This is a genomic window from Cupriavidus sp. BIS7, assembly GCF_000292345.1.
In the GTDB taxonomy this organism is placed as follows: Bacteria; Pseudomonadota; Gammaproteobacteria; order Burkholderiales; family Burkholderiaceae; genus Cupriavidus.
In genome coordinates, this window is the sequence record NZ_ALOU01000032.1 from 23,548 (window position 1) to 43,349 (window position 19,802).

The 19,802-nt window shown below is 64.9% G+C and carries 17 protein-coding genes and 2 tRNA genes; 11 read left to right on the forward strand and 8 right to left on the reverse strand.

Annotated elements, in window-relative coordinates:
- The first annotated feature begins 1 nt into the window (after position 1).
- Together B552_RS0111935 and xth are read left to right on the forward strand one after the other, a co-directional pair.
- Positions 2–457 (forward strand): hypothetical protein, encoded by a 456-nt coding sequence (locus B552_RS0111935; RefSeq protein ID WP_019449255.1) that lies wholly within the window; start codon positions 2–4, stop codon positions 455–457.
- Positions 454–1,251 (forward strand): exodeoxyribonuclease III, encoded by a 798-nt coding sequence (gene xth / locus B552_RS0111940; protein WP_019449256.1) that lies wholly within the window; start codon positions 454–456, stop codon positions 1,249–1,251. Before B552_RS0111935 ends, xth begins: the two co-directional genes overlap by 4 nt.
- A 222-nt stretch (positions 1,252–1,473) precedes the next feature.
- Here xth and B552_RS0111945 read toward each other — a convergent pair whose 3' ends face one another.
- Positions 1,474–1,737, reverse strand: coding sequence for a DUF1488 domain-containing protein (locus B552_RS0111945; RefSeq protein WP_026035580.1), 264 nt, complete (start codon positions 1,735–1,737; stop codon positions 1,474–1,476).
- Positions 1,738–1,996: 259 nt separating this feature from the next.
- Here B552_RS0111945 and B552_RS0111950 point away from each other — a divergent pair.
- Positions 1,997–2,072, forward strand: a tRNA-Lys gene (locus tag B552_RS0111950).
- Between the two features lie 152 nt (positions 2,073–2,224).
- Here B552_RS0111950 and B552_RS0111955 read toward each other — a convergent pair.
- The gene (locus tag B552_RS0111955) at positions 2,225–3,616 is read right to left on the reverse strand and encodes an 8-oxoguanine deaminase (RefSeq protein ID WP_019449258.1); all 1,392 of its coding nucleotides are present in this window, start codon (positions 3,614–3,616) and stop codon (positions 2,225–2,227) included.
- 110 nt (positions 3,617–3,726) lie between these two features.
- A complete protein-coding gene (locus tag B552_RS0111960) occupies positions 3,727–4,626 on the reverse strand; it encodes a LysR family transcriptional regulator (protein WP_019449259.1) in 900 nt (299 codons plus the stop codon).
- Between the two features lie 119 nt (positions 4,627–4,745).
- On the opposite strand from B552_RS0111960, the gene B552_RS0111965 reads away from it, so the two are divergent.
- From B552_RS0111965 to B552_RS0111985, 5 genes are all read left to right on the forward strand, one after another.
- Positions 4,746–4,821 (forward strand) — tRNA-Lys (locus B552_RS0111965).
- A gap of 225 nt (positions 4,822–5,046) precedes the next feature.
- A complete protein-coding gene (locus B552_RS0111970; RefSeq protein ID WP_019449260.1) occupies positions 5,047–6,027 on the forward strand; it encodes a tripartite tricarboxylate transporter substrate binding protein BugE in 981 nt (326 codons plus the stop codon).
- A gap of 177 nt (positions 6,028–6,204) precedes the next feature.
- Positions 6,205–6,537 carry a hypothetical protein gene (locus tag B552_RS0111975; protein ID WP_026035581.1) on the forward strand — a complete coding sequence of 111 codons (333 nt, stop codon included), beginning with the start codon at positions 6,205–6,207 and terminating at the stop codon, positions 6,535–6,537.
- Positions 6,538–6,875: 338 nt separating this feature from the next.
- Positions 6,876–7,397: a hypothetical protein gene (locus B552_RS0111980; RefSeq protein WP_019449262.1), complete on the forward strand. Its 522-nt coding sequence runs from the start codon at positions 6,876–6,878 to the stop codon at positions 7,395–7,397.
- A gap of 137 nt (positions 7,398–7,534) precedes the next feature.
- Positions 7,535–12,406 (forward strand): NAD-glutamate dehydrogenase, encoded by a 4,872-nt coding sequence (locus tag B552_RS0111985; RefSeq protein WP_019449263.1) that lies wholly within the window; start codon positions 7,535–7,537, stop codon positions 12,404–12,406.
- 58 nt (positions 12,407–12,464) lie between these two features.
- Here the strand turns inward: B552_RS0111985 and B552_RS0111990 are convergent, their stop codons facing one another.
- From B552_RS0111990 to B552_RS0112010, 5 genes are all read right to left on the reverse strand, one after another.
- Positions 12,465–12,863, reverse strand: coding sequence for a hypothetical protein (locus tag B552_RS0111990; protein WP_019449264.1), 399 nt, complete (start codon positions 12,861–12,863; stop codon positions 12,465–12,467).
- Between the two features lie 81 nt (positions 12,864–12,944).
- Positions 12,945–13,241 (reverse strand): hypothetical protein, encoded by a 297-nt coding sequence (locus tag B552_RS27450; RefSeq protein WP_019449265.1) that lies wholly within the window; start codon positions 13,239–13,241, stop codon positions 12,945–12,947.
- 127 nt (positions 13,242–13,368) lie between these two features.
- Complete coding sequence (locus B552_RS0112000; protein ID WP_026035582.1) at positions 13,369–13,773, reverse strand: hypothetical protein; 405 nt, start codon at positions 13,771–13,773, stop codon at positions 13,369–13,371.
- Between the two features lie 155 nt (positions 13,774–13,928).
- The gene (locus B552_RS0112005; protein ID WP_019449267.1) at positions 13,929–15,425 is read right to left on the reverse strand and encodes a HAMP domain-containing sensor histidine kinase; all 1,497 of its coding nucleotides are present in this window, start codon (positions 15,423–15,425) and stop codon (positions 13,929–13,931) included.
- Entirely contained in the window at positions 15,422–16,165 is a 744-nt protein-coding gene (locus tag B552_RS0112010) for a response regulator transcription factor (protein ID WP_019449268.1), read from the reverse strand. The genes B552_RS0112005 and B552_RS0112010 overlap by 4 nt, the downstream gene beginning before the upstream one ends.
- Positions 16,166–16,313: 148 nt before the next feature.
- Here B552_RS0112010 and msrB point away from each other — a divergent pair, with 148 nt between their 5' ends.
- The 3 genes from msrB to msrA are packed head-to-tail and all read left to right on the forward strand — an operon-like array spanning position 16,314 to position 19,471.
- On the forward strand, positions 16,314–16,844 hold the full coding sequence (gene msrB / locus B552_RS0112015) for a peptide-methionine (R)-S-oxide reductase MsrB (protein WP_019449269.1): 531 nt from the start codon (positions 16,314–16,316) through the stop codon (positions 16,842–16,844).
- Positions 16,845–16,882: 38 nt separating this feature from the next.
- Positions 16,883–18,688, forward strand: a complete 1,806-nt coding sequence (locus B552_RS0112020) for a cytochrome c biogenesis protein DipZ (protein ID WP_019449270.1) — start codon at positions 16,883–16,885, stop codon at positions 18,686–18,688.
- Positions 18,689–18,739: 51 nt separating this feature from the next.
- The gene (gene msrA, locus B552_RS0112025) at positions 18,740–19,471 is read left to right on the forward strand and encodes a peptide-methionine (S)-S-oxide reductase MsrA (RefSeq protein ID WP_019449271.1); all 732 of its coding nucleotides are present in this window, start codon (positions 18,740–18,742) and stop codon (positions 19,469–19,471) included.
- The last annotated feature ends 331 nt before the right edge of the window (positions 19,472–19,802 follow it).

A 19,802-nucleotide genomic window follows, 5' to 3' on the forward strand; every position in this document is an offset into this window, starting at 1 on the left:
CATGAACATTCCTTCCCCGATCCGTAAGGAATGTCCGCCGGGCGCCTGCGTCTGCAACCGGGAAGTGCTGCTGGCGGATCCGCACGCCGACCTGCGCATCCTGCGGCTCACGCAGCAGGAGGAAAAGAAGCTGGTCGACCGGCTCGAGACCATCGCCACACTCGACGAGCTTGAGCGGATGCAGGCAAGGATGCACGAACTGCTCGGCATCGTGATCACGATCACGCCGAGCGACAACGTGGTGCGCACTACACGCGGCTTCCGTATCGAACTGGCCGATCAGCCGGGACTGTGCCGCAAGACCAGGCTGGCGATACCGGCCGCCATCCGGCGCAGCATGGAAGCCCACCCGGAGATCGCCTATGCGATCCTCGACCGGCGCGACCTGCTTGGCGGCATGGGTGCCGTCGAAGACGCGCCCGATGGCAACGACAATCCACAAAACAACCAGATATGAGAATCGCGAGCTGGAACGTCAATTCCCTCAAAGTCCGCCTGCCGCAGGTGCTGCAATGGCTTGGCGCGCAGGATGCCGCAGGCACGCCGATCGATGCGCTATGCCTGCAGGAACTGAAGCTGCCCGACGACAAGTACCCGCTGGCGGAACTCGAAGCGGCCGGCTTCCACAGCATCTTCACCGGCCAGAAGACCTATAACGGCGTGGCAATCGTGGCCCGTGACACGGCCATGCCCGTGCCGACCGATGTGGTGCGCAACATTCCCGGCTACGAGGATGCGCAGCAGCGCGTGATCGCGGGCACCTATGGCGATGTGCGCCTGATCAGCGCGTACTTCCCGAACGGTCAGGCTCTCGACTCGGACAAGTTCGTCTACAAGCTTGACTGGCTCAAGGCCATGACCGACTGGCTGCGTGCCGAGATGGTCCGCTATCCGAAGCTGGCACTGCTGGGCGACTTCAACATCGCGCCGGAAGACCGCGACGTCCATGATCCGGCCAAATGGGAGGGCCAGAACCTGGTCTCGCCGCAGGAGCGCGATGCCTTCAAGGCACTGATCGAACTGGGCCTGGTCGATTCATTCCGCATGTTCGAACAGCCCGACAAGATGTTCTCGTGGTGGGATTACCGCATGATGGGTTTCCGCCGCAACGCGGGGCTGCGCATCGACCATATCCTGCTGTCTGCCGGGCTGGCACAGCAGTGCGCGGCATGCGCCATCGACAAGGAACCGCGCCGCTGGGAGCAGCCGTCCGACCACACGCCGGTCGTGGCGACGCTGAACCTCGGCTGAGCCGACGTGCAGCGTCCTTGCGCCGGGCGGGCAGCCGAAACCGTGGCGACGGTGAAGCGTTCGCCACAAGCCAATGAGCCAGGCACGGCAAACCCTGCCTGAATGGCATTCCAGACAACCAGACTAAGAAAGAAATACGGAGATCAGTAGGGATGAAAGCGCGCCGGCCGGTCTGCAGTTGAACGCGGCCGAAGCCGGCGGCGGAGGGTACTGCCGCCGACGTCAGACCGGCGCCACGTGCGCGCGCTTTACCACGATCGGCTGGGGCACGCCCTGCTCGATCAGCACCACGGCCGCGCGTTCGATCGTTTCACGACCGGCGCGGAAAGCCTCTTCGAGCGACAGCACCTGATCGGCGCTGAAGCCTTCCCACAGTGCTTCGCGTGTCACTACACACGTCACTTGCTCACCATCGACAATCGCGTGGAACAGCAAACCCTCGTTGTTGATGTCGTAGCGATCTTGCTCCTGGAATTTGATTTCCATCATCACAGCCCTCCATATGCAAGTGGAAAAAGGATCCTAACATGGCTTTGTGCAAATCGTTCGTGATCCCCTGCGTGAAGCTACGAGAATGCGATCTTTCTGAATGACCGCCATGCCGCACCGACAGTTCCAGCCGTCAGTTAACTCGCACAACGAGCCTGGCTGGCGCTCGTGTCAGCGCGATGTGCGAATGGATTGAAAGACGCTACGCGAAAGATTTGACAAAGCCGAAAATGCTGCTAGAATCTCGGTCTTCGTCGGGGCGTTAGCTCAGTTGGTAGAGCAGCGGACTCTTAATCCGTAGGTCGAGTGTTCGAGTCACTCACGCCCCACCAGACACAAAAAAGGCCGGAAGCAGCAATGCTTCCGGCCTTTTCCTTTTGGGCTATTTGGTTCTTTGGCTTTTTGCCACTCTTTCGTGAGCGTTCGATGGTGAGCGTTCGATGCGATCCACGCACCAAACGCTCATGAAGCCTCAGTCAGATTGTCAGACGCCCGCTGCCTGTGCACGCTCGAACAGCGTGCGCGCCAGACGCCGGTGATCGGAGAGCACGTTCGGCAGATCCGCCGTCAGCAGACGCCCTTCGCGAATCACCACACGGCCGTTGATGATGCTTGTCGACACATTGCCGGGCGTGCAGAACACCAATGCCGCAACAGGATCGTGCCCCGCCCCGGCATAGCCGACTCCGGACATGTCGAACGCGACGATATCGGCCGACATGCCCGGCGCCAGCGCGCCAATGTCATCACGATTGAGCACGCGTGCACCACCGAGCGTTGCAATCTCCAGCGCCTCACGCGCGCTCATCGCCGCAGGACCGTAGCCCACACGTTGCAGCAGCATCGCCTGCCGCGCTTCGCCAAGCATATGCGCGCCGTCGTTCGAAGCACTGCCGTCGACACCCAGTCCCACCGGCACGCCCGCGTCTCGCATGTGGCGGATCGGCGCAATGCCCGATGCCAGCCGCATGTTCGAGCACGGGCAATGGGCCACGCCCGTACCGGTGCGCGCGAATAGCGCCACACCTTCATCGTCGAGCTTGACGCAGTGCGCGTGCCAGACGTCGTGGCCGACCCAGCCAAGATCCTCGGCGTACTGCGCGGGGGTCATGCCGAACTTCTCGCGCGAATAGGCGATGTCGTTGTCGTTTTCCGCAAGGTGCGTGTGGAGCGACACGCCATAGTGGCGCGCCATCGTTGCCGATTCCCGCATCAGGTCGCGCGACACCGAGAACGGCGAGCACGGCGCCAGCACCACGCGCAGCATCGCGTGGCGCGATGCATCGTGATACTGCTCGACCAGCCGCTGGCTATCGCGCAGGATCGCCGCCTCGGTCTCGACAACGACATCGGGCGGCAGCCCTCCCTGGCTGCGGCCAACGCTCATCGAGCCGCGCGCCGCATGAAAGCGCATGCCAATCTGCCGCGCGGCGTCGATCGAATCGTCCAGGCGCGAGCCGTTCGGATACAGGTACAGATGGTCGCTCGTGGTTGTGCAGCCCGACAGCATCAGCTCGGCCATCGCGGTCTGCGTCGACACGCGGATCATCTCCGGCGTCAGGTGCGACCAGAGCATGTAGAGATTGGTCAGCCAACCGAACAACTCGGCATCCTGCGCGGCCGGTACGGCGCGCGTCAGGCTCTGGTACATGTGGTGGTGGGTATTGACCAGGCCGGGCATGACCACGTGCCCGCGCATGTCGACCACCTCGGCCCGCCCCTCGTCGGCCAGGCGGCGGTACTGTTCGGGCAACTCGGCCGTGGGCCCCACCCATTCGACGGCCGGGCCATTGGCGACAAGCGCGCCGTCGGGAATCTCGCGCCGCTGCGCGTCCATGGTGACCAGTACGTCGGCGCGCTGAAGGATCAGGGTCATGCTAGGGGTGTGCGTGGGTTGTGAACATTGCGCAGTCTACGCAACGCCACCGCACCCCCAAAGCGCAGAATTTCGCGTTCGGTGTCCACAAATTGTGGACACAAGGCCGATTACCGGAACAGCCCGGCCAGCACGGACGCGATACGATCGGCCATCAGTTCGGCCGCCGGGCTCAACGGTGCGCGAGCGCGAGCGACCAGCCGAAGCGCCTGCTGGCGCAGATCGCTATCGCGCAGCGGCACAAACACCACCGAACCGCGCGCACGCTCCTCCATGACATCGAGCGGATTGAGCAACGCTACCCCGGCGCCCGCCGCCGCCAGCCGCTGGATCAGCACGACCGAGGTCGACTCCACGGCGGCAGCCACTTCCAGCGACTGCCGCGCGAAGGCGTCGTCGATCAACGCGCGGATCGACAGCGACGGCGCCGGAAGGATCAGCGGGTAACCGGCACACTCCGCCAGCCGCGCCGAAGGCTGTGTCGCCAGCGGATGCCCCGGCGCCACCACCGCGCCGATCGACCAGTCACGGCTTGCCACCACACGGAATGCCGCAACCTCGGGCAGGTCATAGCCGAGGCCGAGATCGGCATCGCCCTGCTCCACCGCCGCCACGATGCCATCGACCGGCAGGTCCGCCACCCGCACGACGATGCCCGGATGGTGCTGGCGGAAATCGTGCACCAGTGACGGCAGCAGCGATCCAGCCAGGCCCGACGTCGTCGCTACCGTGACCATTCCGCGCCGCGCGCCCTTGACTTCGGCCACCCGCGCACGCAATGCCTCGTGCTCGCGCAGCGTCTGCCGGACATGGGCGAGCACCATTTCGCCAAGTGGCGTCAGATGCAGCCGCTTGTTGATGCGATCGAACAGCGGCGCGCCCAGCTCCGCTTCGAGCTCAAGGATCTGCCGGTTGATGGCAGTGGGCGCCACGTGCAGATGCTCGGCAGCGCGCCGGATCGAGCCACGTCGCACAACTTCATCCAGATAGCGCAGAACACGGGCATGCATGGCCGATGTAAACCGTGGAAGGTGGGCGCATTGTAAGCGCCACATCGCACATCGACGAAAAATATGGATGAAAGGGCTTGCGCAGTATTCGGTACCTTGCTAAAATCTTTTTCTTCGTTGGGGCGTTAGCTCAGTTGGTAGAGCAGCGGACTCTTAATCCGTAGGTCGAGTGTTCGAGTCACTCACGCCCCACCAGCGAATTCAAAAAGGCCGAAAGCAGCAATGCTTTCGGCCTTTTGCTTTTCGCATTCCCGACACCGCCCATCCAGTACCGTGTCTCGCGTGCGTCCGTGCATCCGCGGGTTGCGGGTTCTCCCTGATATCCCACCCCGTCCTTTCACGGTTGAATGCCCGTTGGCGCACAGCCCGGAACGAAGTTCCGCATTGCGGAACATAACAAGCAATACCTGGAGGCATCTCTTGAAAGCAGTCCTGAATGCAGGCGCGGCAGCCGCCCTCGCCATCCTCGGCCTGACGCAGACCGGCGTCGCTCACGCACAGTCCTACCCGGCCAAGCCGATCCGTCTGATCGTACCGTTTGCGGCAGGCGGCACCACTGATATCGTTGGCCGCGCCGTATCCGATGCACTTGGCCGTGAACTGGGCCAGCCGGTGGTGGTGGAAAACCGTGGCGGCGGCGGCGGCGCGATTGGCGCCGACGCGCTGGCCAAGGCCGCACCTGACGGGTATACGCTCGGCATTGCCACCGTCAGCACGATGGCCACGAACCCGGCCACCAACCCGAAGAACCCGTACGACCCGCTCAAGGACTTCTCGCCGATCACGAACCTCGTGAACGTGCCGAACGTGCTGACCGTGAATCCGAAGGTGCCGGCAAAGAACCTGAAGGAGTTCATCGCGCTGGTCAAATCGAATCCGGGCAAGTACAGCTACGCATCGGCCGGCAAGGGCAGCATCTCGCACCTGGACGGCGAGCTGTTCAAGTACATGACCAAGACCGACATGGTCCACATTCCGTATCGCGGATCGGGCCCGGCACTGAATGACACGCTGGCCGGACAGGTCAATGCGCAGTTCGACAACCTGCCGTCGTCGATGCCGTTCATCCAGAGCGAAAAGCTGCGTGCGCTGGCCGTTGCCGCGCCCAAGCGCGTGGAAGGCCTGCCCAACGTGCCGACCTTCGCCGAGGAAGGCATGAAGGACATGAACAACATGGCCTGGTACGGGCTGGTTGCCCCGGCGGGCACGCCGGCGGCTATCGTCACCCGCGTGCACGACGCTGCGGTCAAGGCGCTGCAGGACCCGAATGTGAAGAAACGTCTGCATGACGCCGGCGCCTATCCGGATGGCAACACGCCGCAGCAGTACTCGGCGCAGATCAAGCGCGAACTGGAACTGCGCAAGAAGATCGCCGTGGACCAGAACATCACGCTGGAATAAGGAAAGGCGGGCACGAGACAGCCAGTTGGCGTGGCTGTCTCGGCGCCTGAACATTGTTACTACAAGTTTCACTAGGCGACCCGCCGCGATCCCCGGTACAGTTCACAGCACAGGAAGCCATATTTTTCCATATTCGCCGGGCTATCAGCCTGGCAGTTACCTGCGAGGATGAAGATGCTGCTGAAGAAGACCGTACCGACGCTGATTGTTGCCGCCATGGCGGCCCTGGGCACCATGCAACTGGCCCACGCACAGAAAAACTACACGGAGGGTGGCGATCTCTACGGTGGCGCTCACACCAAGGACAAGACCAAGCAGAACGCTGCCAAATCCGGCAAGTTCGACCCATATAGCGACGGCGCCAAGAAGTCGACCAAGTCCGAGCTTGCGCCGAGCAAGAAGGCTGACCCGTACACCGACGGCGCGAAGACTGGCAAGTTCGATACGTACACGGACGGCGCCAAGTCTGGCAAGTTCGATACGTACACCGACGGCGCCAAGAAAGAGTAACGCCACAGGCTGCTCTGGCCGCTCTGGCTGCTCCAGGCACATGGCCCCCGCTTCCAGGCGGGGGCCATTTTTTTGTCCGGGCTTACGTCACACCCGATGCGGCAAGCGGCGCCTGCTGCCCCTCATCCATAAGAATGACTAGGACATACCCGACATTTGCCCAACCTGTCACACCAATGTCTTTACATAGCTGCTAGTGTTCGGCCTACCAAGTTTTGCCAGCAGTACCAAGGCGTGACCTGCCCACTTTGAGAGGCAGGCACCCAAGCCGCCCGGGCCGGCCAATGCACCGGCCCAGACTGCGCCAGGCGGCACCCTGATATGGGAGACCTGAGCTAATGCAGCCCAAATCACTCGAAATCCACGAACCTGTAGTACTCGCGCTTATCGGAGCCGTAACGGCATGGCAAGGCGCGCTTGAACAGACCCTGAGCGTATCGGGGCTGACCTATCCCAAATGGCTGCTGTTGCGGGCAATCCGCCACGGAGAATTCACGCGTGGCCGACCGTGCGAGACCGCCATCTTCCTGGATGTCCCACAGAGCGAACGATTGCTGCGCGAACTTGCCGACGATGGCTGGCTCGACTTCGCCGTCGACGGCGCACCATGCATCGCACCGGCCGCCGGTACGCGGCTCAAGCGCGCAGCGCAGGCAATCAAGGCACTGCATTCGGTGTCGGCAGGCCAGTTCGGCACGTCTGAGCGCGCTGCGCTGAGCGGCCTGCTGCATCGCATGACGGCCACGCTGCAGGACCATACCGCGCGGCACAGCCGCCATGCTGCGTGGGAGCAGAACGAACTGTCGATGGTGGTGCCTGACGAAATCCGCCGCGTTGCGCAACAGGCCATCGCTGCCTGACCTGCCCGAGCGGCCCGAGCGGCCGCCGCCCGCCCCATGACGCCCCGCCTTTCGCGGGGCGTTTTCATTTGTCACCCGGGCACGGGAAATCTTTCCTACAGTGTGAGCATGCACCGGCACACCGCCGAGGAGACGCCATGCCCCCGGAAAACGAAGAAAAGGTTGCGCAGTTGCTGGAGGATCTGGTCGCTTTCGCACGTGAGCGGCTGCCCGCCGCGACGTTCGGGATCGTCGAGCCGCTGCTGCGCCACTACTATGATCTGGCCGATGCAGAGGACCTGCTCGCGCGCAATGTGGCCGATCTCTACGGCGCCGCGATGGCGCACTGGCAGACCGCCCAGAAATTCGTGCCGGGCACCGCGCGATTGCGCGTCTACAACCCGAACCTTGAAGAACACGGCTGGCATTCGGACCACACGATCATCGAGATCGTCAACGACGACATGCCTTTCCTGGTCGATTCGGTGACCATGGAAATCAACCGCCACGGGCTGACGCTGCATTCCGCCCTCCACCCGATATTCCGCATCTGCCGCGAGGCGGGCGGTGGCATCGAGAGCATCGGCCTTGGCGGCAGCGAAGCTGCCACCGGCAACTGCCGGCTCGAATCGTTCATCCATTTCGAAGTTGACCGGACCGGCGACGCGACACAGCTCGAATCGCTGCGCAACAGCATCGCGCGCATCCTTGGCGACGTGCGCGCCGCCGTGGAGGACTGGCCGCGCATGAAGCAGATCGCGCAGGACACCATCGGCAACATGTCCGGCGGGCCCGACGCGGCCACGCCGGAATCGGTGGAAGCACGCGCGTTCCTGGAATGGATGATGGACGACCATTTCACGTTCCTGGGCCATCGCGACTACGAACTGATCACGCGTGACGGCCAGTATCTTCTGCGCGGCGTGCAGGGTTCCGGTGCGGGCATCCTGCGCGAAGCGCTGCGCGACCCCGGCGCGGACGATGTCACGTTGCTGCCGGCCGCTGCCCGCAACATCATAGAAGGTGCATGGCCGATCTTCCTGACCAAGGCCAACTCGCGCTCCACAGTGCACCGGCCCGGGTATCTCGATTACGTCGGCGTCAAGCTTCTGGACGCCAATGGCAAGCTGTTCGGCGAACGCCGCTTCGTGGGCCTGTACACGTCGACGGCCTATATGGTCAGCACCAGCGAGATCCCGCTGGTGCGGCGCAAGTGCGCGAATATCCTGTCGCGCGCCGGCTTCCTGACCAAGGGCCACCTCTACAAGTCGCTCGTCACGATCCTTGAGCAGTACCCGCGCGACGACATGTTCCAGGCGGAGGAAGACGAACTGTCCGAGATCACGCTTGGCATCCTGCGGCTGCAGGAACACCAGCGCACGCGGCTCTTCGTCCGGCGCGACCGCTTCGACCGCTTTATCTCGTGCCTGGTGTTCGTACCGCGCGACAAGTACAACACCGACCTGCGCCAGCGCATCCAGAAACTGTTGATGCAGACCTTCAACGGCACGGGCTGCGAGTTCACGCCGCTGCTGTCCGAATCACCGCTGGCGCGCATCCAGATCACGGTGCGCGGCCATCCCGGCGCGATGCCCGAGGTCGATACGCGCGAACTGGAGGAACGGATCGTGCAGGCCACGCGCCGCTGGCAGGACGATCTGGCCGCCGCGCTGCACGATAGCCGCGGCGAAGAGGATGGCAACCGCCTGCTGCGCCGCTATGGCGATTCGTTCCCGGCCGGCTACCGCGAGGACTACGCACCGCGCATCGCCGTGCGCGATATCGAGCTGATGGAACACGCGCGCCAGCATCCGCATGGACTGGCCATGAACCTGTATCGCCCGATCGAATCCGCACCGGGCGCGTTCCGCTTCAAGGTGTTCCGTGCCGGCGAGCCGATCGCGCTGTCGGCAAGCCTGCCGATGCTCGAACACCTCGGCGTGCGTGTCGACGAGGAGCGTCCTTACCTGATCGAGCCCGATGCCGGCGACCCCGTCTGGATTCACGATTTCGGCCTGGAGATCGCCACCGACCAGGACAGCCAGCCGTTCGACGTGGAGATCGAGCGCGCCAAGCCGCTGTTCGAGGACGCGTTCGGACGCGCATGGAATGGCGAGATCGAGAACGACGACTTCAACCGGCTGGTGCTGCGCGCAGGCCTGGCTGCCCGCGACGTGACGATCCTGCGCGCCTACGCCAAGTATCTGCGCCAGGTCGGGTCCACGTTCAGCAATGCTTATATCGAGCGGGCGCTGACCGCAAACCCGGGCATCGCGGCCATGCTCGTGTCGCTGTTCGTCACGCGCTTCGACCCCGCCATTGCCAGCAGCGCCACGCCGGACGACGCGCGCAGCAAGAAGCTGCTGGCCGATATCGAGGCCGCGCTCGACAAGGTGCCCAATCTCGACGAGGACCGCATCCTGCGGCTGTTCCTCAACGTGATCAGCGCCACGGTGCGCACCAACTATTTCCATCGCGGCGCGGACGGCATGCCGCGGCCGTATGTCTCGTTCAAGTTCAACCCGGCGCTGGTCCAGGGCCTGCCCGAACCACGCCCGATGTTCGAAATCTGGGTCTACTCCCCGCGCGTGGAAGGCGTGCATCTGCGCGGCGGCCGCGTTGCGCGTGGCGGCCTGCGCTGGTCGGACCGGCGCGAGGATTTCCGTACCGAGGTGCTGGGCCTGATGAAGGCGCAGATGGTCAAGAACACGGTCATCGTGCCGGTGGGCTCCAAAGGCGGCTTCGTCGTCAAGCGCCCGCCCCCGGCCACCGATCGCGATGCGTTCCTGGCCGAAGGCGTGGCCTGCTACCAGACCTTCCTGCGTGGCCTGCTGGACCTGACCGACAACCTCGTCTCGGGCAAGCTGGTGCCGCCGCCCGAAGTGGTGCGCCATGACGATTCAGACCCGTACCTGGTGGTGGCGGCCGACAAGGGCACGGCTACGTTCTCCGACTACGCGAACGCGATCTCACGCGAGTATGGCTTCTGGCTCGACGATGCATTTGCCTCGGGCGGATCGGTGGGCTACGACCACAAGAAGATGGGCATCACCGCGCGCGGCGCGTGGGAAAGCGTCAAGCGGCACTTCCGCGAGATGGGCACGGACATCCAGACCACTCCGTTCACGGTGGTTGGTGTCGGCGACATGTCCGGCGACGTGTTCGGCAACGGCATGCTGCTGTCGCCCCACATCAAGCTTGTGGCCGCCTTCGACCATCGCCACATCTTCCTGGACCCCGACCCCGACTGCTCCAGGAGCCTGGCCGAACGCGCACGCCTGTTCGAACTGCCGCGGTCAAGCTGGGCCGACTATGACGCAACGCTGATTTCGGCAGGCGGCGGCATCTATCCGCGCACGGCCAAGACCATCGCGCTGTCGCCACAGGTGCAGGCCGTGCTCGGCATCACGGCGGCATCGCTGCCCCCGGCCGAGCTGATCCATGCCATCCTGCTTGCGCCCGTTGACCTGCTCTACAACGGCGGTATCGGCACCTATGTGAAGGCCAGCACCGAAACCCACCTGCAGGCCGGCGATCGCACCAACGATCCGGTGCGCGTCAACGGCAACGAACTGCGCTGCAAGGTGGTGGGCGAAGGCGGCAACCTGGGCTTTACGCAGCTTGGGCGGATCGAGTTCGCGCGCAACGGCGGCCGCATCAATACCGATGCGATCGACAACTCGGCCGGTGTCGACTGCTCCGATCACGAGGTCAACATCAAGATCCTGCTTGGCATCGTGGTGGCCGACGGCGAGATGACCGAGAAGCAGCGCAACAAGCTGCTGGCCGAGATGACCGACGAAGTGGGTCTGCTGGTGCTGCAGGACAACTACTACCAGACCCAGGCGCTTTCGGTGGCCGGCCGCGTGGCACCCGCGCTGGTCGACGCCGAGGCGCGGCTGATCCGCTGGCTGGAGCGCGCGGGCCGGCTCAATCGGCCGCTGGAATTCCTGCCCGCGGAAGAGGATATCGCCGAGCGCAAGGCACTTGGTGCCGGATTGACGTCGCCCGAACGCGCAGTGCTGCTGGCGTACAGCAAGATGTGGCTCTATGACGAGTTGCTGGCGTCCGATCTCCCCGAGGACGCGCTCGTTGCAGGTCTGCTGGCCGACTACTTCCCGAAGCCGCTGCGCCAGCGCTACGCCGAGGCAATGCAGCGCCACCCGCTGCGGCGCGAAATCCTGGCTACGCACCTGACAAACATGCTGGTGAATCGCATCGGCGCCACGTTCGTCCATCATCAGATGGAGGAAACCGACGCACGGCCCGCCGACATCGTGCGCGCCTGCCTGCTGGCCCGCGATGTGTTCGGGCTGACCGGTCTCTGGGAACGCATCGACGCGATCGACAACCGCGTCGACGACGCCGTGCAGGCACGCATGTTCGGCGATCTGGGGCGGCTGCTGGAACGGGCCACGCTCTGGTTCGTCCGCTACCTGCGCGGTGGCGGCACGGTGGAACCCGGGGCCGCGCGCTTCGTGGAAGCCGCGCAATGGCTCACGCCGCAGTTGCCTACGCTGTTGCCGCCGGAGCCGTCACAGGCCCTGGCCGAGCGCGCACTCGCACTGACCGAGGCAGGTGTGGACGAAGACCTGGCGCTGCGCGTGGCAGCCAGCGATATCGCCGCGGCCGCGCTGGACATTGCCGAAGTATCCGGGTCATGCGGCCGCAGCCTTGGCGCGGTGGCAGGGGTCTACTTCGCGCTCGATACGGAACTGAACTTTGGCTGGCTGCGCGAACGTGCGCTGTCGTTGCCCGCCGACACGCATTGGGACCTGCTGGCGCGCACGACCACGCTCGAAGACCTTGGCCGGCTCAAGCGTGCGTTGACAACCAGCGTGCTGGGGCAGTCCTTCAATGGAGAGGACGCACAGGCGTTGATCGAAGGCTGGCGTGCCAGCCGCACGCCGGCACTGGACCGCTACGCGCAGATGCTGGCCGACCAGCGCGCATCGGGAGTCTCCGGCGCCGGGGCATTGTCGATGCTGTCGGTGGCGGTCAGGGAGATCGGCCTGCTTGACCGTGCATGAACGCGCATGACCGCGCGTAGGCGGGCTGGGGCAGGCCGGGGCGCCAATGGCGCCCCGTTCAGGCGCGGTGGCCTTCCTCGTCGATGACATCGTCATCGTCCATGTCGCGCAGCGGCGGCGGATCGTCGTCATCGTCGGCAAGGTCGTCGGTGCCGTCGCCGCGCGCGCGAAACTCGATGCCAAGCCGCAGGAACAGGTCGAATGCGTCGGCCAGCATATGCTTCTGACGCGGCAACAGACTCGCGTAAGGCATGTCGTAGATCGACTGATGCGTGCCGCGCGCACCCTTGAGTCCGCGATCGCGAGCGATGTCGGACAGCAGGGCCGCAAAGCCCGACAGGTCCTGTGCCGCCAGCGCGGTATTGAGCACGCGCGCGATCACTTGCGGCGAAGCACCCGCCCAGCCAATGATTTCGGCATTGGAAGCGGAATCGTGGGATAGGTCGCTGATGTCCATCTCCGCCTTAACGGCCCCAAGCCCGCTGGCTTGAGCCATATTCGCTATCGCGTATTGCGGAGACCCTCTCGCGCAAGGGCATCAGCCGCGTCGGCGCTGTGCGCCGCGTGACTTGCCGGCCCCCGCCTTGTCATTCCCTGCCTTGCCTGCTCCCGCCTTGTCTGCTCCCGCCTTGTCATTGCCGGCCTTGCCAACGCCGGCCTGCTCGCGGCTGACCTGCTTGTACGTAATCGCGCCACCGCGCCCCTTGCTGGCCTGCAGATAGTTGCGCGCGCCGCAGAGCGGGCAGCGGAATATCGGGCCCTGCCCTTCATTGTGAATTTCCACTTCGTCGGGCGCCCAGCGCGCGCCGCAGGGCTGGTTTTGGCAAACAAACATCTTGAACTCCGGATAATGCGGCGCATCGTAACACGCTGGTCCGCAGCGCCACGTGGCGGCGGCCGCGCATACAGCCCCCCACGTCGGCGGGATACCGTCACGGGTAAGGCTCGGGGGCCCAGGTCAGCTAGCCATTGTTCTGCACCCAGTGGCGCGCCCACGCGCCAGCGGCCATGCGGGCCTCGGCGGCTGTGGGATAGGTTGCCGGCGGCCCGCCCGCTTCCTGCACCACGGCGCCCGCCTCCCAGATATCGCACCATGCCTTGTAGCGCTCACGGCCCAGCGCCTGCCAGAACAGGTGCACCACGAAGCCGCGGTACTCGAACATGTCCGACCCGCTGTCTGGCGACGCTGACATCAGCGCCACCACGCGCGGGTCCTGCCCGATGTCTGAGCCGGCACTGGACTCGTCGCCGGTGCGCAGTGCACGCCGGGCGCCGAGCGCTGCACAAAAGCCGGCAGCCAGCGCGCCGACCAGCAATCCGGCCGCGAACCAGCAACTTCTGCCCGTGAACTGTAGATCACGTCGCACTGTCGAGTCCTCCGTCAACGACCCGCTCCGATAATAGAGAGACGCGCCGGGAGATCGGAGGTTCGTTGCGTTTCAGGTTATACCAAAGCGACGTAGAAGCCAGCGCACCACGCCGAGCTACGCCGCCGCACCAACGCCGGTGCGTGCTGGCGTGTTCATCGCACGACTGCCGAGTCTGCCTGCGCTGCCTGGCGCTTCGCGCGGCTCGCGGCGGGCAACAGGAACGTGAGCATCGTGCCTGCCTGCCCCACCGGGCCGTCCACCAGCCGCACCTGACTGCCGTTCAACTGCAGCATGCGCTGCACGATCAGCAGCCCCAGCCCGCCGCCCCGGTGCGCCCCGCCCGACGGGAACGGCCGCTGGAACAGCGATTCACGCAAGGCTGGCGGTATGCCGGGGCCCGTGTCGCTGACCGTGACCGCCACGCTGCCGTTCTGGCTGGCCAGATCGACCTCCACCGTCCCGCCCGCCGGCGTATGGCGGATCGCGTTATCGAGCAGATTGGTCAGCACACGCTCGATCATGCCGAGATCGGCGGTCACCGCAGGCAGCGCCGGCGGCACCCCTGCACGCAACTGGAGATGCTTGGCCTCCGCAGGCAATGCAAATTTCTCGAGCACGTCCTGCGTCAGGTCGACGATCGAAAACTCCTCGGGTATCGCCTGCACCATGCCGTGCTCCAGCCGCGCGAGTTCGAACAGCGACTGCGCAAGCCCGCCCACCTTGGCGCTCTGCGCCAGCGCGATGGCCAGGTAGCGCTGGCGCTCCTCAACGGTGAGCTTGTCGGCCTTCAGCGAAAGCGTTTCCAGATAGCCATGCAGCGACGTCAGCGGCGTGCGCAAGTCGTGCGAGATATTGGCCACCATCTCGCGCCGCTCCTGATCCTGCTGCTTGAGTGCGCGCCATTGCGTCTCGATACGATTGGCCATCTGGCGAAACGCCGTCTGCAGCGCGGCAATCTCGTCCCGCTGCATCGGCTCCGCCGCCCTGCCGGCCGGATCGGCACCGGGATCGCCGGAATCGAATTGCCGGATCTCCAGCGTCAGCCGCCGCAGCGGGCGCGTGATCAGGCCGAAAGCCACCAGACCCGCCACCAGCCCCAGCGCTGCCACCAGCGCCATCGACCATAGCGTGGTCCGCATCACCGCATCGCGCGATGCCTGTGCGGCAAGCCTGTCGTGCGCCTCGCCCTGCAGCACCACGTAGATGTAGCCGCCACGCCGCAATGGCGCGGCACTGAAGACCTTGCGGGCAGTGGCGCTGCGAGGATCGTCGCCAAGAATCGGCAGTGCGCCACCGTCGATCAGCTTCTTCACCGGCGCCAGGTCGACGTGGTCACGCACGAGGTGCCCGGCCGGCGCGTCGTGGCCGCGTATGCGGCCCTGATCGTCGAGCAGATAGACCTCGACACTAGGGTTCACGACCATCAGCTGGCCGAAAAGCTGGCGCAGCGCCTGCGGTTCGATCGCGCTCTGGTCCTCCAGCAGTGCATTGCGTGCGATATAGGCGGCGAGTCCGCGCGAGATGTCCTGCACCACCTCTTTCTCGTGCATCGCATTCGCGCGCACCTGCAGCCATGCCGATGCTCCGCAGCAGGCCAGCAGCAGCGCGGCGAAAACGGCGGACAGCCGCTGGGTCAGCGAGAGGTTCACGATGACTCTCCTCCGTCCTGCGCGGCATCGGCCTGCGGGTCGGCCACGAAGCGATAGCCACGCCGCCACACGGTCAGGATGCGCTTCGGCTGCGCCGGATCGGTCTCGATCTTGGTGCGCAGCCGGTTGATATGGGTGTTCACGGTGTGCTCGTAGCCCTCGTGCTGATAGCCCCAGACCGCGTTGAGCAGGTCCATGCGCGAGAACACCTTGTCCGGATGCCGCGCGAAGAAGTACAGCAGATCGAACTCTCGCGGCGTCAGGTCCAGCCGCTTGCCGTCGACGGTGGCCTCGCGCGCAAGCGGGTCGATAGCCAGGCCAGCCAGCTCCAGGCTGCCCGCATCGGCACGCACATCGCGCGCCATGGCCTCCACGCGGCGCAGCAGCGCCTTGACGCGCGCCACCAGTTCCAGCACCGAGAACGGTTTGGCCAGGTAGTCGTCGGCACCGAGTTCCAGCCCCAGGATGCGATGCACTTCGCTCGAACGGGCGCTGGTGATGATGATCGGCGTGTAACGCGTCATCGCGCGTGCGCGGCGGCAGATCTCAAGGCCATCGACGCCGGGCAGCATCAGGTCCAGCACCAGCGCATCCCAGCCCCCCTGCTCGAGCAGGCGCAGCCCCTCCGCGCCATCCGCGCTGTGTACGACTTCATAGCGCTCGTCGCGCAGATGCATGGCCAGGACGTTGGCGATGCCGACGTCGTCCTCGACGAGCAGGATGCGTTTGGCGTGTTCCATGTTGCTGTGTGGGCCCCGGGCTCTGAACTGGCTCTATTGTGCAGAAATCCGCCCCGCCAGTTATCACGAATTGTTTAAGGTTTGGCGAGGACTTCGCCATGGGTCGTTGCCTACCATGCGATCACCCATTCCAAGTATGGAGTCCACAATGCGCATCACCAGACGCTTTTTGTTGTCGGGCGGCACGATGACCGCCGCGGTCGCCGCCATCGGCGGCTGGCGGCTGCTGGCCGGCAACCCCGCCAGTGCTGCCGGCGCGGGCGACGCGCCGAAGGCGCCCGAAACCTTCGCGGTCACGCTGAGCGACGCGGAATGGCGCCGCAAGCTGACGCCAGCCCAGTACGCGGTACTGCGCCAGGAAGCCACCGAACGGCCGTTCAGCAGCCCGCTCAATGACGAGCATCACAAGGGCGTCTTTGCGTGCGCTGGCTGCCAGCAGGACCTGTTCTCGTCGTCCACCAAGTTCGACAGCGGCACCGGCTGGCCAAGCTTCTGGGCGCCGCTGCCCAACGCCGTGGGCACCACCGACGACTACACGTTCGGCATGCGGCGCACGGCCGTGCATTGCCACCGCTGCGGCGGCCATCTGGGCCATGTGTTCGACGACGGCCCGAAGCCCACCGGCCTGCGCTACTGCATGAACGGCGTGGCCATGACCTTCCGCCCCGCATCCGCCTGACCAATAGCGACCAAAAAGCACCAAGAGGACAACGTGCCATGCTGCTACTGATTCTTTCCTACCTGGGCGGTGCGCTCACGATCCTGAGCCCCTGCATCCTGCCCGTGCTGCCGTTTGTCTTTGCACGCGCAGACCAGCCGTTCGTACGTAGCGGCCTGCCGCTGCTGGCCGGCATGGGGCTCACGTTCGCAGGCGTCGCCACGCTGGCCGCGGTTGGCGGCGGCTGGGTAGCACAGGCCAACGAATACGGGCGATGGCTGGCCATTGCGCTGCTGGCCGTGTTCGGCCTGACGCTGCTGCTGCCAAGCCTTGCCGAACGGCTCACACAGCCGCTGGTCAACGCGGGCAGCCGGCTGACGAACTTCGCGCAGGCGGACGGCCGTCCCGCCAGCCCCGCTTCATCGTTCCTGCTCGGCATCGCCACGGGGCTGCTGTGGGCGCCGTGCGCCGGACCGATCCTCGGCCTCGTACTGACCGGCGCCGCGCTGCAGGGCGCCAGCATCGGCACCACGCTGTTGCTGCTGGCCTATGCCGCAGGCGCCGCCACGTCGCTGGCGGTGGCGCTGTTGATCGGTGGCCGTGTCTTCGCGGCCATGAAGCGTTCGCTCGGTGCTGGTGAATGGATTCGCCGTGGCATCGGCGCAGCCATGCTGCTGGGCGTCGGCGCGATCGCGCTCGGACTCGATACCGGCATCCTCACGCGTATTTCGACGGTTGCCACGGGTGGACTGGAACAGCGACTGGTCGACAAGCTCGGCCATAAGGACCAAGGCGGCGGTGCGATGATGGCGGCCGCCGGCAAGCCCGCCAGCATATCCGCCACAGAGCGTGGCGCCACGATGATGCGCGCCGTGGACCGCCAGGCCGCGTTGCCGGTGGAAGGCAAGTTCCCTGGCCTGAACGGCGCCGTGGAGTGGCTCAACTCGCCGCCGCTAACCGCCGAGGCGCTGCGCGGCAAGGTGGTGCTGGTCGATTTCTGGACCTACTCGTGCATCAACTGCCTGCGCACGTTGCCTTATGTGAAGGCATGGGCCGACAAGTACCGTGACCAGGGCCTGGTCGTCATCGGCGTGCACGCGCCAGAGTTCGCGTTCGAGCGCAATATCGACAACGTCCGCAAGGCCACCAAGGACCTTGGCGTGACTTATCCGGTTGCCATCGACAACAACTACGCAATCTGGCGCGCGTTCAACAACAACTACTGGCCCGCGCACTACTTCATCGATGCCCAGGGACGCGTGCGCTTCCACCATTTCGGCGAAGGCGAGTATGAGAAATCCGAAGCCGTGATCCGGCAACTGCTGGCCGAGGCCGGACACACCGACGTGACGAAGGTGGCAATGACCGCTGACCATACGATGCAGGGCGTGGAAATGCCGGCCGACAACGGCGCGTTGCAGTCACCGGAAACCTACGTCGGCTATGCGCGCGCCGAGAACTTCGCGTCGCCCGGCGGCGCCAGGCAGGATCAGCCGAAGGACTATGCATCGCCGGCCCACCCCGCACTGAACGAATGGGGCCTTGCAGGCAACTGGAAGATCGGAGAGGAAAACGCAACGCTGGAGCGCGCGAACGGCAGCATCGTTTACCGCTTCCACGCGCGCGACCTGCACCTTGTGCTGGGCCCCGGCGCCGACGGCAAACCGGTGCGCTTCCGCGTGACCATCGACGGCCGAGCACCGGGCGCATCGCACGGCACCGACGTGTCCGACGATGGCAGCGGCACGGTCACCGGGCAGCGCCTGTATCAGCTCGTACGCCAGCGCGGCGACATTGCCGACCGCACGTTCTCGATCGAATTCCTGGACCCCGGCGTGCAAGCCTATGCATTTACCTTCGGCTGATCTACCGGCTGATCTACTGGCTGATCCAATTTTCCAGCAAGGAAACCGACCATGAAAGCCATCACCACACTGCAACGCTGGACGCGCCCCGCCGCGTTCAGGCTAGCGGGCCTGGCCCTGCTCTCGGCCGTGGCCGCCACGTGGCACATGCCCGCGATATCGTCGGAGGCGGCCGTGAAGATCCCCGCTCCCGCGATCGACGAAAAGCCCGGCACCAGCCACAGCGAAACCGCCGTGTTTGCAGGCGGCTGCTTCTGGGGCGTACAGGGCGTGTTTCAACATGTCCGCGGCGTTACGCGCGCAACGTCCGGTTACGCGGGCGGCTCGGCAACCACCGCGCAATACGAGATGGTGGGCACCGGCATGACGGGCCACGCCGAATCGGTCGAGGTCCGCTACGACCCCACGCAGGTCAGCTACGGCAAGCTGCTGCAGATCTTCTTCTCTGTGGCGCATGACCCGACACAGCTCAATTACCAGGGCCCTGACCACGGCACGCAGTATCGCTCCGCCATCTTCCCGCTCACGCCGGAACAGAAATCGATCGCCGATGCCTATATCGCACAACTGGGCAACGCGCGCGCGTGGCAGTCGCCGATCGTCACGCGGGTGGAACCGTACAAGGGCTTCTACGCGGCAGAGAACTACCACCAGGACTTCCTGGTGAAGAATCCCAACTACCCGTACATCGTCATCAATGACCTGCCCAAGATCGGCAACCTGAAGAAGATGTTCCCGGACGTGTATCGGAATGATCCGGTCCTGGTAACGAAAGGAAGTTGATTGCGCGAAGTTGATTCCACGCAATCAAGTCCGCCCCCTGCTTCGCCAACGCAACGCCTGGTCTGCGCCGGAACCTGCGCAACCAGGCTTGCCATCATCGCCACATCCTCTCCCTGCGTCCGCACGATTTTCGCGCGCACCATTCTTCGCACCATTCGCTCTATTCAGTTCTCCCATCGCCCGATACTGCCAGTGACGTTATTCACCCAGTCACTAGATTTCCTGCACGCCTTCTCTACACTCGCCAGCATCACATTCGTAAATGCGCTTCGCGCAATACGTAGCGATGCGAGCGAGCGTTTGTCTCGCGCACGACCACGGCATTCAGCCG